Annotated in this window: 17 protein-coding genes and 1 other RNA gene; 7 read left to right on the plus strand and 11 right to left on the minus strand. The window is 32.5% G+C overall.

Annotated elements, in window-relative coordinates:
- The first annotated feature begins 56 nt into the window (after positions 1 to 56).
- On the plus strand, positions 57 to 722 hold the full coding sequence (locus CLV00_RS13140) for a spermidine synthase (protein ID WP_099715608.1): 666 nt from the start codon (positions 57 to 59) through the stop codon (positions 720 to 722).
- A gap of 13 nt (positions 723 to 735) precedes the next feature.
- Here CLV00_RS13140 and kdsB read toward each other — a convergent pair whose 3' ends face one another.
- The 5 genes from kdsB to CLV00_RS13165 form a co-directional block, all read right to left on the minus strand.
- The gene (kdsB, locus tag CLV00_RS13145; RefSeq protein ID WP_099715609.1) at positions 736 to 1464 is read right to left on the minus strand and encodes a 3-deoxy-manno-octulosonate cytidylyltransferase; all 729 of its coding nucleotides are present in this window, start codon (positions 1462 to 1464) and stop codon (positions 736 to 738) included.
- A 66-nt stretch (positions 1465 to 1530) separates the two neighbouring features.
- Positions 1531 to 2217: a GNAT family N-acetyltransferase gene (locus CLV00_RS13150; protein ID WP_099715610.1), complete on the minus strand. Its 687-nt coding sequence runs from the start codon at positions 2215 to 2217 to the stop codon at positions 1531 to 1533.
- A gap of 43 nt (positions 2218 to 2260) precedes the next feature.
- A complete protein-coding gene (locus tag CLV00_RS13155; protein WP_143394898.1) occupies positions 2261 to 2761 on the minus strand; it encodes a hypothetical protein in 501 nt (166 codons plus the stop codon).
- A gap of 80 nt (positions 2762 to 2841) precedes the next feature.
- Complete coding sequence (gene ygiD, locus CLV00_RS13160) at positions 2842 to 3672, minus strand: 4,5-DOPA dioxygenase extradiol (protein ID WP_099715612.1); 831 nt, start codon at positions 3670 to 3672, stop codon at positions 2842 to 2844.
- Positions 3673 to 3770: 98 nt separating this feature from the next.
- Positions 3771 to 5192, minus strand: a complete 1422-nt coding sequence (locus tag CLV00_RS13165) for an ATP-dependent RecD-like DNA helicase (protein WP_099715613.1) — start codon at positions 5190 to 5192, stop codon at positions 3771 to 3773.
- 166 nt (positions 5193 to 5358) lie between these two features.
- Between CLV00_RS13165 and CLV00_RS13170 the strand changes: the two genes are divergently transcribed.
- A complete protein-coding gene (locus CLV00_RS13170) occupies positions 5359 to 6165 on the plus strand; it encodes a DUF3822 family protein (protein WP_099715614.1) in 807 nt (268 codons plus the stop codon).
- Complete coding sequence (locus tag CLV00_RS13175) at positions 6162 to 6758, plus strand: RsmD family RNA methyltransferase (protein ID WP_099715615.1); 597 nt, start codon at positions 6162 to 6164, stop codon at positions 6756 to 6758. The genes CLV00_RS13170 and CLV00_RS13175 overlap by 4 nt, the downstream gene beginning before the upstream one ends.
- Positions 6759 to 6834: 76 nt before the next feature.
- Here CLV00_RS13175 and CLV00_RS13180 read toward each other — a convergent pair whose 3' ends face one another.
- The 3 genes from CLV00_RS13180 to rnpB all read right to left on the minus strand — a co-directional run bounded on the left by CLV00_RS13180 (position 6835) and on the right by rnpB (position 8861).
- Positions 6835 to 7392 carry a hypothetical protein gene (locus CLV00_RS13180; protein ID WP_099715616.1) on the minus strand — a complete coding sequence of 186 codons (558 nt, stop codon included), beginning with the start codon at positions 7390 to 7392 and terminating at the stop codon, positions 6835 to 6837.
- Between the two features lie 94 nt (positions 7393 to 7486).
- Positions 7487 to 8416 (minus strand): ketopantoate reductase family protein, encoded by a 930-nt coding sequence (locus CLV00_RS13185; protein WP_099715617.1) that lies wholly within the window; start codon positions 8414 to 8416, stop codon positions 7487 to 7489.
- Positions 8417 to 8543: 127 nt separating this feature from the next.
- Positions 8544 to 8861: RNase P RNA component class A (rnpB, locus tag CLV00_RS13190), an RNA gene on the minus strand.
- Between the two features lie 121 nt (positions 8862 to 8982).
- On the opposite strand from rnpB, the gene CLV00_RS13195 reads away from it, so the two are divergent.
- From CLV00_RS13195 to dnaX, 3 genes are all read left to right on the plus strand, one after another.
- Entirely contained in the window at positions 8983 to 9291 is a 309-nt protein-coding gene (locus CLV00_RS13195) for a hypothetical protein (RefSeq protein ID WP_099715618.1), read from the plus strand.
- 61 nt (positions 9292 to 9352) lie between these two features.
- A complete protein-coding gene (locus CLV00_RS13200) occupies positions 9353 to 10465 on the plus strand; it encodes a class I SAM-dependent methyltransferase (RefSeq protein WP_099715619.1) in 1113 nt (370 codons plus the stop codon).
- A gap of 224 nt (positions 10466 to 10689) precedes the next feature.
- Positions 10690 to 11775, plus strand: a complete 1086-nt coding sequence (gene dnaX, locus CLV00_RS13205; protein WP_099715620.1) for a DNA polymerase III subunit gamma/tau — start codon at positions 10690 to 10692, stop codon at positions 11773 to 11775.
- A gap of 97 nt (positions 11776 to 11872) precedes the next feature.
- Here the strand turns inward: dnaX and CLV00_RS16650 are convergent, their stop codons facing one another.
- Positions 11873 to 12004 carry a hypothetical protein gene (locus CLV00_RS16650; RefSeq protein WP_255409052.1) on the minus strand — a complete coding sequence of 44 codons (132 nt, stop codon included), beginning with the start codon at positions 12002 to 12004 and terminating at the stop codon, positions 11873 to 11875.
- A gap of 7 nt (positions 12005 to 12011) precedes the next feature.
- Here CLV00_RS16650 and CLV00_RS13210 point away from each other — a divergent pair, with 7 nt between their 5' ends.
- On the plus strand, positions 12012 to 12428 hold the full coding sequence (locus CLV00_RS13210; RefSeq protein WP_233206906.1) for a DNA polymerase III subunit gamma/tau: 417 nt from the start codon (positions 12012 to 12014) through the stop codon (positions 12426 to 12428).
- Positions 12429 to 12449: 21 nt separating this feature from the next.
- Here the strand turns inward: CLV00_RS13210 and CLV00_RS13215 are convergent, their stop codons facing one another.
- Positions 12450 to 13031 carry a TMEM175 family protein gene (locus tag CLV00_RS13215; protein ID WP_099715621.1) on the minus strand — a complete coding sequence of 194 codons (582 nt, stop codon included), beginning with the start codon at positions 13029 to 13031 and terminating at the stop codon, positions 12450 to 12452.
- Between the two features lie 9 nt (positions 13032 to 13040).
- Complete coding sequence (locus CLV00_RS13220) at positions 13041 to 13931, minus strand: Ppx/GppA phosphatase family protein (RefSeq protein WP_099715622.1); 891 nt, start codon at positions 13929 to 13931, stop codon at positions 13041 to 13043.
- Positions 13932 to 13996 lie beyond the last annotated feature (65 nt).

Consider the following 13996-nt stretch of genomic DNA (forward strand, 5'->3'; position numbering starts at 1 on the left):
ATTATTTAGTACAAAATAAATAATTTATATCTTATTTTTGAGTAAAACTGCCACCAATGATTAAAAAAATATTCAGTTATCTAATTCCAATAAAAATTTATGAGACCAAATCTTCGTTGAGTAAATCAATAGAGGTGACTTGGGCAAATGGGGAATTGGTTTTGGATTCTGAAAATGCAAATTATTCATATGGCAGTTTGCAGCGCATCTTAAGATTAGGATTAAAAAACATTGGCTATGAAAAAATAGTTCCAATGAATCATATATTAGTTTTGGGAGTTGCAGGCGGAAGCGTAATAAAAACTTTGGTTGATGAAATAAAATACAAGGGAAAAATCACTGGAGTAGAAATTGACCCGGAAATAATAAATATTGCCAACACCTATTTTAAATTAAATAAAGTAAAAAATCTTGAAATTGTAATTGATGATGCTTTCGAATTTGTTTTAAAAACCAAAACCAAATACGATTTAATTATTATCGATATTTTTCAAGATACTACAATGCCTAGTTTTCTATTTGAAACTTTTTTCACCAATAGAATTTGTTCCCTTTTAAAAAGTCGCGGTTTTATTCTTTTCAATACAATGCTATTGAACGAAAGCCAAAATCTAAGAAACAAAAAATACGTATCTGAATTTTACAAAAACCAATTTAAAATAAGAACCATTCCTAGAGTTGAAGTCCATAATGAGTTGATTGTTATTGAAAAAATAGCCTAAAACAAAAGCCTTTTTATTTTATCATTCTCCTGGCTTTTTCTAAATCTTCCGGAGTATCAATTCCAATTCCGACATGAGTGGTTTCAATCATTTTGATTCTTTTTCCAAATTCCAAATAACGCAATTGTTCCAGTTTTTCGGATGCTTCCAAAGATTGCATTGGTAAACTATAAAAATCTAATAAAGCTTGTTTTCTAAAAGCATAAATCCCGATGTGTTGCATGTAGCGAACGCCCACATTTTTTTCTCTTGGATATGGAATTACCGAACGTGAAAAGTACAATGCAAATCCGTTTTGATCCACCACCACTTTTACATTATTAGGATTATTGATGTCGTCTTCATTTGTGATTTCGCGCATCAAAGAAGCTAAATCCACTTTTTTATCCAAATCATTTTTAAAAACTTCAATCACTTTTGCCAAAGGTTCCGCATCAATAAATGGTTCGTCACCTTGCACATTAATCACAATATCAACATCCAGATTTTCGACTGCTTCCGCAATTCGATCACTCCCCGATTCATGTTCTTTGATGCTTCGAATGGCTTTTCCACCATGAGAAACAATTTCATCAAAAATTAAATCCGAATCCGTTACCACAAAAACATCATCAAACAATTGTGTGTTTATGGCTGCTTCATAGGTTCTTAAAATGACCGTTTTACCTCCCAAATCCTGCATCAGTTTTGCGGGAAATCGTGTCGAAGCGTAACGGGCGGGAATGACTGCTATTATTTTCATTTTATATGGAATTGCTAAAGCGCTAAGTTAGTATGTTTTTAGGATTTACAAAATTGTTCTCAATCCTTAAATTTGCTTGGTGATATTCCAAAAACTAATTTTACGCCTGATTGTAAAACCTAATTTCTCGTACAATTGTATTGCACCTTTATTCTCTTCAAGCACATGTAAATAAGGCGTTTTATTTTGCTTGAAAATTTCATTTACGGTATAAACAACTAATTGTTTTGCGTATCCTTTTCCGGTATGATTGGGATGTGTGACTACTGCGCTGACTTCAATAAAGTCATTCATTTGCATGCGCTCACCAGCTACGGCAACAAGCTCCTCATTTTTGAAAATGCCGTAATAATTACCTAATAAAGCAGTTTTATTTTTAAAATATCCCGGTTGTACCAAGTTCACTAACTCATATAAAACATCAATATGTTCATCCGTAAGTTTTACGATTGCATCATTAATGGCAACATCGATTGGATTGTAAACAATCATTTGAAGACAAACCAATTCTTTATTTAACTTTAATAGATTTGAAAGTTCTGGTTTTTCTCCAACAATAAAAAAACTATCAACCATCATCGAATATTCATCGATAGACTTTGCAATCGCATTTCCTTTTTCAAAACCACCAAACGGACAATAATCAGAATGATAAAATTTTACACTGCCGTAATCTACCGCAAAACTTTGATGCGTTTCTGATATCGAAAACAAAACCGGATTATCTAATTTTTTATCGTCTTGTGTTTTCACAATAATTGGTTTTGAGGATTTGTTTTAGTGTTAATAGGAGTATTTAGTTTATCATTTTTCTTTCATTCAATAATTTAATCATATTTTTTCCACAAGTAATTATTTGTTCATCGGAATAAGTAATTATTTTTTCTTTCTTAAAATTCTTTTTAATAAATATTTTAGGAGTAAAGTAAAACTCTTTTTTCTCTATAATTTTTTTTGTCTTAGATGTGTCAGTATTTGAATTATTATTCATAAATATATAATCTTCCAAATTCTCAATTTTTATTATTTTGTTGTTCTCAACATAATATTTATTTGTTATTGTTCCAGTCTCTCCACCATTTTGAGAAATTAAAAGTAGTAATTTGTTATTATAAAAATACCCTATTAAATTTCCACCGCAAGTTTTCATATCATCAATTCCTAAAATCTCTAATTTACTTTGTTGTTGTAATTTATCGATTTTCAAAATTTTAATTTCTATATCATTCGGTTTTATATTTTGACAGTAAGATATTTTCAAAGAGATTAGAAACAGTAAACAAATTATTTTCTTCATTTTATTTTTTTTAACTAACCACTAATTCATTATTATCATATCAGTAAATTAATACGTAAGATTTGTTTTAAAAAACAATCCTACATAATCTTCACCGAAGTCATACTCAAAGAACCCGCCAATAACTTATCATTAAACAAACTCAGTTCTTCGGATTTTCCTTTTAATCCTAAAGTATAAATCAAAGGTAAATAATGTTCTGGCGTAGGAATCGCTAATTGAAATGCTTTACTCTGTTTCTCAAAATCAATCAAGGGTTGGAAATTTCCATCCAGTAAATAATTGTTTACTGATTCCCTTGCTTCAATTGCCCAATCGTAACCGTAATTGTCTTTATCGAAATTATGATAATCGACCAACCTTAAATTATGCACAATATTTCCGCTGCCTACAATCAGGATTCCTTTGGTTCGCAACGCACTTAGTTTTTGAGCCAACTCAAAATGGTATTGCCCGGATTTAGTGTAATCAATACTCAACTGAATCACGGGAACATTAGCTTCTGGATATAAATGTTTAATTACACTCCACGCTCCGTGATCCAAACCCCAATGTTCGTCCAGCTCTACTTCTACTGGTGTTAACAATTGTTTGGTTTCTATTGCTAATTCCGGACTTCCTTTTGCAGGATATTGCACGTCAAACAATGCTTGCGGAAAACCGCCAAAGTCGTGAATCGTTCGTGGCATTTCCATTGCGGTAACCTTTGTCCCTTTGGTAAACCAATGCGCCGAAATACACAAAATGGCGTTTGGCTGTGGTAACGTTTTAGCCAAGTTTCGAAAACCCGTCACAAACTGATTTTCTTCAATGGCGTTCATCGGGCTTCCATGTCCTAGAAACAACACTGGCATTTTTTCGGTATTCGAAAAAGAACCTGAAATTTTATGTAAGTCGTTTAAAGTTTTCATTACCAAACTATTTTAAAATTATTGAACCATATAAGTCATATAAGGTCATTTAAGTTTTTCTTTGATTTTAGCTTATATGACTTATATGTTTATCAAATTTACTCTACAAAATTCTCATCCTTAAATCCTATCAAATATAATTTATTTTTTGCTCGGGTCATTGCAGTGTACAACCAACGGATGTAATCTCTATTGATGCCATCAGGTAAATACGGTTGTTCTATAAAAACCGTATTCCATTGTCCACCTTGTGATTTGTGACAGGTTATGGCATACGAGAATTTCACTTGCAAACCATTGAAATATTCGTTGGCTTTTACTTTTTGGAATTGTTTGTACTTCGTTTCGCCTTCGTAATCTTTCAACACTTCCTGATACAATCTATTGGATTCTTCATAGGTTAAAGATGGCGATTCACTTTTTATGGTGTCCATTAACAATACCGTTTCAAATGGAATCTGATTGGGGTAATCAATCATTCTAATTTTTACTTTGGCAAACTTAAAACCGTACAATTCTTTGATATTGAAAATTTCTAATATTTCTATAATATCACCATTGGCAATAAAACCCGCTTCATCAGAATCTTTCAACCAAAAATAATTGTTTTTCACCACCATCAAAAAATCGCCTGTGGAAAGTTCGCTTTCTTTATCGAGGATTTTGGTTCTGATTTGCTCATTATATTGATTCGCCCTTTTATTGGAACGAACAATAAACGCGGTATCTTCAATACTATAATTACTGTAGGCAGAATTGATGGCATCTTGAATATCATAGCCATCGGTCAACCGAACAATATCTTTGAATTTCTTAACATCAAATTTGAATTCATCAATAAAGGAATCTTTTAATAATTCCCGAAGTTCAGTTGCATTATGCAAAATTCCGGAATTTTCTTCTTGACGCATGACTTCGTCCAATTCTATATGTTCTACTTCCTTATCATAATTCATTCCCAAAGTACGAATGTCCAAAGCCGGACTGATATCTAAATTCACCGGAGGCAACTGAGCGGTATCTCCCAATAAGATCATTTTGCAATTGGTTCCTGAATATACATACGAAATCAAATCATCTAATAAGGAACCGTTTTCATATAACTTAGAATCGGAATTCGTATCCGAAATCATCGAAGCTTCATCGACTATGAAAATCGTGTTCTTATGTTTGTTTTGTTGCAACGTAAACGAAACGCCACCACCGGAAGATTTCTTGGGGAAATATATTTTTTTATGAATTGTAAAAGCCGGTTTGTTCGAATAATTGGCAATCACTTTTGCCGCTCTACCTGTTGGTGCTAACAAAACATATTTTTTATTGATGTCCAATAAACTGTTTACAATCGTAGAAATTACGGTTGTTTTTCCCGTTCCCGCATATCCTTTTAATACGAAGATGGTTTTATTATCCGTTTCGGTTAAAAAAATAGCAATTTTTTGAAAAAAAATATCCTGTTTATACGTGGGTTGAAAAGGGAACTTTTTTTGTAAAAGACTATAAAACAGGGAGGAATTCATTTCGTATTATTTGACTGCAAAGTAAAGAATGTTTTTTCAATTTCAATGCCAATAGCAATTTCAATTTTCAATTACTACTATTGATTTTTGCCATTGCAATTGATATTGATATTGTTATTGATTTTAAAATTTGTAAGTTTGCGTTGTTGAAAAAATCAATAGTATTATGAACATAGCCGAAAAAAAATATAAAAAACTTTCCATTCAAGTTTCCTTGACGGGACTTTCTTTTTGTTGTTTTGACACGCTAAATAATACAGTAACTTCCTTTAACGAAGTGCATTTTGAGACCTTTCACAAAGCCACAAAAATTGAAGATTTGTTTGCCGATGCTTTTAGAGATTATCCAGAATTAAAGGATTCGTATGATGAAATTTTAGTGATTCACAATAACAACCTTTCTACTTTTGTTCCGGAACCGTTATTTGACGAAAACTTTTTAGGAAGTTATCTGCAATACAACACTAAAGTTTTTGAAACCGATTTTTTTGCTTTTGATGAAATACCAAACTATCAAATGAATGCGGTGTATATTCCGTATGTGAATATCAATAATTTTTTCATTGACCAATTTGGTGCTTTCGATTACAAACATGCCAACAGTATTTTGGTTTCAAAACTTTTGATTGCTTCCAAAAATAAGGATGAGAAAAAAATGTTTGTACATATTAATACTGGTCATTTTGAAATCATTGTGGTTCAGAACCAAAAATTATTACTTTTCAATTCTTTTGATTACAACACGCCGGAAGATTTCTTGTATTACATTTTATTTACTGCCGAACAATTGAATTTAAATCCCGAAAACTTCCCATTGGAACTAATCGGAAATATTGATACCGAAAGTGATTATTATAAAATCGCTTACAAATACATTCGCAACGTTTCTCTTATTGATGTAGAGGATTTACGATGGAACAATTATTTTTCTGAGGCCGAAAACAGAAATCATTTTATACTTTTCAACTCATGAGAATCATTTCAGGAAAATACAAAGGAAGACGCATTTTTCCACCAAAAGGATTACCCGTTCGTCCCACAACCGATATGTCTAAAGAAGCATTATTTAATGTTTTGAACAACCATTTCAGTTTTGAAGGACTTAAAATATTAGATTTATTCGCAGGAACCGGAAACATCAGTTACGAATTTGCCTCCAGAGGAAGCACGCCAATCACTTCTGTTGATGGTGATTTTGGTTGTGTAAAATTTATCAAGCAAGTCGCAGCCGAATATGATTTTAATATTGCCGCCACAAAAAGTGATGTTTTCACGTATTTAGAAAGATGTAAAACGTCTTATGATATTATTTTTGCAGATCCACCTTATGCTTTGGACCAAAAAACTTTCGAGAAAATTATCTTATTAGTTTTCGAAAAAGAATTGCTTAATGAAGAAGGAATGATGGTAATTGAACATTCGAAATATACCAAACTGGATCACATGATTCACTTTTCGTTCCAAAAAAGTTATGGAGGTTCTATTTTTAGTTTCTTCGAAATAGGCTCTGGTGATAAAGAAGATTCTGAAAACGGATCAGACCAAAACGATGGTGAAGAAGAATAATCTTGATAGAATATAAAACAGAAAAGCTCTAGTAAATTACAAGAGCTTTTTTGTTTTTACTAACCATTTAAAGCAACTATTTCCCAATTACCCAACCCAAAGTAAAGTTTAAAACTACAGCTAATTCACTGTCGTTTTTGTCAAAATTATAACCAACACCCATATTCAAATCAAGATTAAAATTGCCTTTGTACGTTCGTTGAAAACCCCAAACCGGCGCTAGAGTTATCGATGCATTTTCAGGTAAAAAGTTATCATTCGTAGAAATCGATCTGAAATTATATAAAGCGGCCATAGCAACAAATCCTCCGGAATTATGGGAAGTAACTTTTCCTTTTCCTGCCCTTTTCTCTAAATTATAATAATGACGAAACTGCTCATTAATATAAGGATAGAAGGTCCAGGTTTTCCCAAAACTATTAGATGTGTATCCGTAACCTGAACTCAATTCAGAGTAAAGAGTGTTTTTATCGCTTAAGCCATGTTCGTAAACAAATCCCGGAAGCAACACATTTATCTTAAATTGACTTTTTTCTACGGCTGGTTTTTCTTGTGCGTAAGTGTGTGAAATTGTTATTAAAATAAAAAGAGCTACAAGAGCCACTTTACCATTTTTAAATACTGATAATTGCATGTATAATTATTATTAAGTTGTCGATACATCATTTGATTAAATCGGGAGCAAACATAATAATTAAATTCTAATTTGTCAGAATTTTATTTTAAAATTAAGCTTTATTTCTACTTAATTCATCTAAAATAATCTGATACATCGGAGTTGCAACACCATATTCTACACCTGCTTTTACCACATATTCTGTTAAGGAAACTACTTCGGTATTTCTTCCTGCCAATAAATCTCTGTGCATCGATGAAGTGGCGTCTTTTGGAGTTTTTTCTAGTTTGATAATTGTTTGAGCAACAATAGCATCTGGTAACGATAGCCCTTTTGCAAAAGCGACAGCAGTTATCTCGTTTAACAATGAAATATAAACCGCTTTATTTTCAGGATGATTCAAAATCCCTCCTATGTTTTGGTTTAAATACGAAGTTGCTGAAGCCAAAGCGGAAATAAAAATGAACTTTTCCCAAACCGTTTCTTCAATATTTTCTACAAGATAACTTTCGATATTAGCATTTTCGAAAATGGATTGCAATTCATTCAACTTAGAAACCGGAGCATTTTTAGAACCAAAAAATAGTTTTTCATAAAGACCTATTTTCTTGATAATTCCCGGTGATTCAATCATCGAAACTATATACACACAACCTTGCAAAACCGTATTTTTAGGAAATAGTATTTGTATGCGTTCCGTGGCATCGACACCATTATATAAAGGTAGGATTATCGTGTTTTTGGTAATACAGTTTTTTATGGATTCAAAACTGGTTTCGATATCATAGGTTTTAGTCGCACAAATAAGGTAATCGAGTTTCCCAATTTCATCTGGATTATTGGAAACCAAACTAGGGAAAACAATTAGTTCTTTAGTATCAGCAATAATTTTCAATCCATTTTGGGCTATTACTTTTTGGGTTTCGCCTCGGGCAATAAATATGATTTCGATAGTATCTGATTCAAAATAAGCTTTAGCCAATAATCCTCCAAAATAACCGCCTACTCCTCCGAGTCCTAAAATCCCAATTCTTGTTTTCATACCTGCTATTTAAAAATTAAACCATTAAGAAATTTAGAAAATTAAGCATTGCGACTTAATGAAACTTAATTTCTTAATGGTTCTCTTTTAGATTTCACAATCCTTACTTTTATTAAATGGTTTAATAAAAAAATGCAGACCTATAAGCCGGATTCTGTCTCCGATAAATCAGAGCCTTATCATTTATCTAGATCCCGAATTACTTCGGGACTCAAGCTATCTACCCTTCAGCAACGAACGAGACGCCCTTAAATGCTGATATACTTGATATTTCACCGCATAGAGTTTACCTGGTTTCACTACAGCATTACCTGTACATACTTTCTGTTGCACTTGTCCTAATCCGATTACTCGAACCGACGGGAGTTACCCGCTATGCTTCCCTATGGTGTCCGGACTTTCCTCCCTCTTGATTGCTCAAAACGGCGATAAGGCGGTCTGCGGTGCGAAATTACAACAATTTTTCATGTATCTCAATTTTAGATTATTTACTTTAACAACCATTTCACAATGACTTAGTAATAAAATAGTTATCTTTATAAATAACAATTAATCTTCCATTAATCATGAAACCAACGTACCATTATACCACCGTTATAGAAGCTTTAGAAGATTTAAAAGAAAAAGGTTTTACCTATGATTTTAATATTCATCAGGATGATATTAAAGCAAATCCACATAAATTTGAAGTAAATCATGTGTATCGCTATGAAGGAGATACTGACCCTGGAGAAGAATCTGTGGTTTATGGTATCAGTGCTGCTTCTGGAGAAAAAGGAGTTTTTGTAGCTGGTTTTTCCGCAAATTCAGATAGTGAAGCTGCGCTTGTTCTGGAAAAATTATGCATTGAATCCAGTGGACAATGCAAACTCTAATTATTGTATAGCTTCTTATTTTAAGAAATAGAACTTCAAGAAATTTAATTATTTAAGTTCGATGCTACTTTCCGAAATCATAATAGAGCGGATTAAGAAAAAAGGACCAATCTCTTTTCGGGATTTTATGGAGATGGCATTGTATTACCCGGAATTAGGATATTATAATTCGGCCCAAAACAAGATTGGAGCAGATGGTGATTTTTACACCAGTGCAAATCTTACTGCTGATTTTGGCGCAATGATAGGACGCCAAATCGAAGAAATGTGGCAAAACTTAGAAAAAAAACCTTTTAAAATTATTGAATATGGTGCTGGAACCGGTTTATTGTGTCATGATATTTTAGATTATCTCGAAAACAACATTCCTTTATATGAGAACCTAACCTACTGCATTATCGAGAAAAGTACCAGTATGCGGGAGATTCAAAAGAAACATTTACGCAAAAAAGTAAACTGGTACAACTCCATTAAAGATATCCCTGAAATTAACGGCTGTGTGTTATCAAATGAATTGATTGATAATTTTTCTGTTCATCAAGTAATTATGGAAGAACAGCTTAAAGAAGTGTTCGTTGATTACAAAGATGGTTTTATTGAAATTTTAAAACCTGCAAAGACTGAACTTATTAAATATTTCGAAACATTAAAAGTACAATTGCCTGAAGGATTTCGAACAGAAGTCAATTTGGAAGCCTTATCTTGGATAAAAGAAGTTTCTCAATCTTTACAAAAAGGCTATGTAATCACGATTGATTATGGCTCGTTATCGTCTGAATTATATAACAATCGGAGAAGTTTCGGGACACTCCTGTGTTATTATAAACATCATAAAAGCGACAATCCGTATCAGTTTATTGGCCAACAAGACATCACAACTCATATCAACTTTTCAGCTATATCACATTGGGGTTTACAATACGGGATAGAACCTTGTGGAATTGTGAATCAAGCTGAATTTTTATTAGCACTGGGTATAAAAGAATATCAAAATTCAATATTAAATAATAATCCAAATAATGTAGCATTAGCCATGCAAGAATCACTTATAAATTATAGATTATTAATGGATATGGGTATGAAATTCAAAGTATTAATACAACAAAAAGGAGTTTCGGAATATCCACTTTCGGGATTGAAATTTTTAAATTCTTCAAGAGTTTTAAACACTTGAAATTACAATTTATCAGGAGCAATTTATTCTACTGTTCGCTTCGCTCGTGTCCAGCTATCCATTACAATCTTATTCGCCGAACCACGACTCATAATGATTCCCACTTTTATCTGGGCTAGGAAATTTGGCATATAAAAACCATTTAAAAAATTATAAAATCTTTCAATCCTTAAATTTTTCCATCATTAAATTAAAACCTATATTTGCTTTCGAATAAAAATTCTATGGAACAATTTGTTGTATCGGCTCGTAAATATCGTCCTCAAACATTTAAAGATGTTGTAGGACAAAAAGCCATTACCAATACTTTATTGAATGCCATAGAAAGCAATCACTTAGCTTCAGCATTATTATTCACAGGACCGCGTGGCGTTGGTAAAACAACTTGCGCCCGTATTTTGGCTCGAAAGATAAATCAACCGGGGTATGATGATCCAAATGAAGATTTTGCTTTTAATGTTTTCGAATTAGATGCTGCTTCAAACAATTCTGTTGATGATATCCGTAATCTAATTGACCAAGTTCGTATTCCGCCACAAACGGGACAATACAAAGTGTATATTATAGATGAGGTTCACATGTTGTCTTCGGCCGCTTTTAATGCTTTTTTGAAAACATTGGAAGAACCGCCAAAACATGCCATTTTTATATTGGCTACGACCGAAAAACATAAAATTATTCCAACGATACTTTCTCGTTGCCAAATATTTGATTTCAAAAGAATTACCGTAAAAGATGCTAAAGAACATCTTGCCGAAGTGGCCACCAGTCAAGGTGTGAACTTTGAAGATGACGCTTTGCATATCATAGCTCAAAAAGCTGATGGTGCGATGCGAGATGCTTTGTCTATTTTTGACCGAGTAGTTTCTTTTTGTGGTAAAGATTTAACACGTCAGGCCGTTACGGAAAACTTGAATGTGTTGGATTACGAAACATATATTAATACCACCGATTTGATTCTGGAAAACAAAATTCCAGATTTACTAATCGCTTTCAACGATATTCTTGCCAAAGGATTTGATGCCCATCATTTTGTATCCGGATTGGCTTCGCATTTTAGAGATTTATTAGTTTCTAAAACGCCCGCAACTTTATCTTTATTAGAAGTTGGTGAACAAGCACAACAAATGTATGGCGTGCAAGCTCAAAAATGCAGTCAAGACTTTCTTTTGAAAGGAATTGAAATTGCAAATGATTGTGATTTAAAATACAAACTCAGCCAAAATCAACGACTTCTTGTTGAACTTTGCCTGATGCAACTTGCCTCTATCACTTTTGATGGAGAAAAAAAAAAGTTGAGCAATATATAATTCCACCTACTTATTTTAGAAAGAACGATTACTCGATTGTAGAAAGTCCAAAAGCTAAAATAGAAAGTATTGCAAACACTCCAATTGTAGCGAGTGTTCAAGAAAAAGAACCGAAAGCTATAGTTAGTGCTCCTTCAATTCCTGTTCCAAGTCCTACAGTAAAAATCGAGATTCCACAATCTAACGAACCTAAGGTTTCTGCGTTTTCATTATCGAGTATCCGTGCCAAAAAAGCATTGGAAGAAAGTACTAGAGGAATTGTAAAAGAAGTGGCACATTTGCCAACAGAATCTTTTACTGAAACAGAAATGTTACTGCATTGGAACAAATATGCACAACGTTTAGGAGATAAAGGTTATAAAATTATGGAGTCGTTATTGCTTATTAACGATCCTAAACTAAATGGAACTGCTATCACAATTGAATTGCCAAATGAAGGTTCTAAATTAGATTTTGAAAAAGAATTGAATGGACTTTTAGGACATTTAAAAGGGCATTTGCACAATCACGACATCACAATTGAGGTTATTGTGAATGAAAGTATTGAAAGTAAAAGAAGCTTTAACGACCAAGATCGCTACAACAGACTTCATGAAATAAATCCAAATATTGAACTTTTACGAACAACATTTGGATTAGATTTAGATGCTTAATTTTTAAAATAAGGATTGTAATTATTCTTTAGAGTTAATCACTTTTTCAATTCTTTTATCAGGTACAAGCCAAATTATTGCAACGATAATATAAATTGCGGCTGCTATGAATTCATAGAAAAAAGAAATAACTATTCCGATTAAGTACAAAAGATTCGATATTTTTCCTTTAAAATTGTTTCCAAGCGCTTTTGCTAATATAGATTTTTGCCCTTCACTGGCAATAATTATATTTTGCAATAACCAAAAAGCTATTGCTGAAAAAAACAGAATAACTCCATAAAAAGTAATCGTGGCTTTAGCAAAATTGTGTTCTCCCATCCATCCCGATGATAGCGGAATTAATGACAACCAAAATAACAAATGAAGATTTGCCCAAAGAATTTTACCATTCACTTTAGTTACACTTTGAAGCATATGATGGTGATTATTCCAATAAATTCCCACGTAAACAAAACTCAATATGTAGCTTAAAAATTTAGGCGCAAGCATCATTAAATCACTGAAATTTGCTCCTTCCGGAACTTTTATTTCCAGTATCATTATAGTAATTATGATAGCCAAAACTCCATCGCTAAATGCTTCAAGTCTGTTTTTATTCATATCTATAAATTATATTTTACCGTAATACATCGCTTTTACAATACCATCAGAAAGTCCAATTTTAGGAACATAAATATTTCTTGCTCCACTCCATTTCATGGCATTCAGATAAATTCTTGTAGCAGGAATAATAACATCGGCACGATCCGGATTCAAACCTAATTCTGAGATTCTTTGTTCATACGAAAGTGAATTCAAGAAAGCGTATTGGGAATTCATATAAATATACGACAATGGTTTTTCTTGTATTTTTCCGGACATCTTGAACAGCTTATTAATATTTCCGCCAGATCCTATTAGAATAACTTCTTCGTATTCCTCTGTATTTGTCTTAATCCATTTTTCAATTTCATCCCATACAACATCACAAACCATATCATTTAGTAAACGTACTGTTCCTGCTTTGAATGATCTTGAATTTATCATTTTACCATTAGAAAATAAGGTAAACTCTGTACTTCCACCACCAACATCTACAAAAAGATAAGTCTGGTCCGTTTTTAATAAATGATGCAAATCAGTTGAAGCAATTATTGCTGCTTCTTTTTTACCGTCTATAATTTCTATTTTTATATCGGCTTTTTTCTTAATCAGTGCTACAACTTCCTTACCATTATAAGCTTCACGCATAGCTGAGGTTGCAAATGCCATATAACGTTCCACTTTATGCACCTTCATCAAAAGATTAAAAGCTTTCATAGCATCACACATTCTTTCTAAATTCTCTTCAGAAATTTCACCTACAGTAAAGGCATCTTGGCCAAGACGAATTGGAACACGCACTAATGAACTTTTATTAAACTGCGGCTCTTTTCCTTCTTGTTCTACAATATTCACAATCAATAAACGCATGGCATTAGAGCCAATATCGATTGCTGCATATTTTTTTATTTTAATCATTTTGGATTTGATTCGTTTATTCTTTTAGTAATTAATTAGTCTATTTATTAATTCTAAAATCAAAA

Origin of the sequence: Flavobacterium sp. 11 (assembly GCF_002754315.1) — a bacterium.
In the GTDB taxonomy this organism is placed as follows: Bacteria; Bacteroidota; Bacteroidia; order Flavobacteriales; family Flavobacteriaceae; genus Flavobacterium; species Flavobacterium algoritolerans.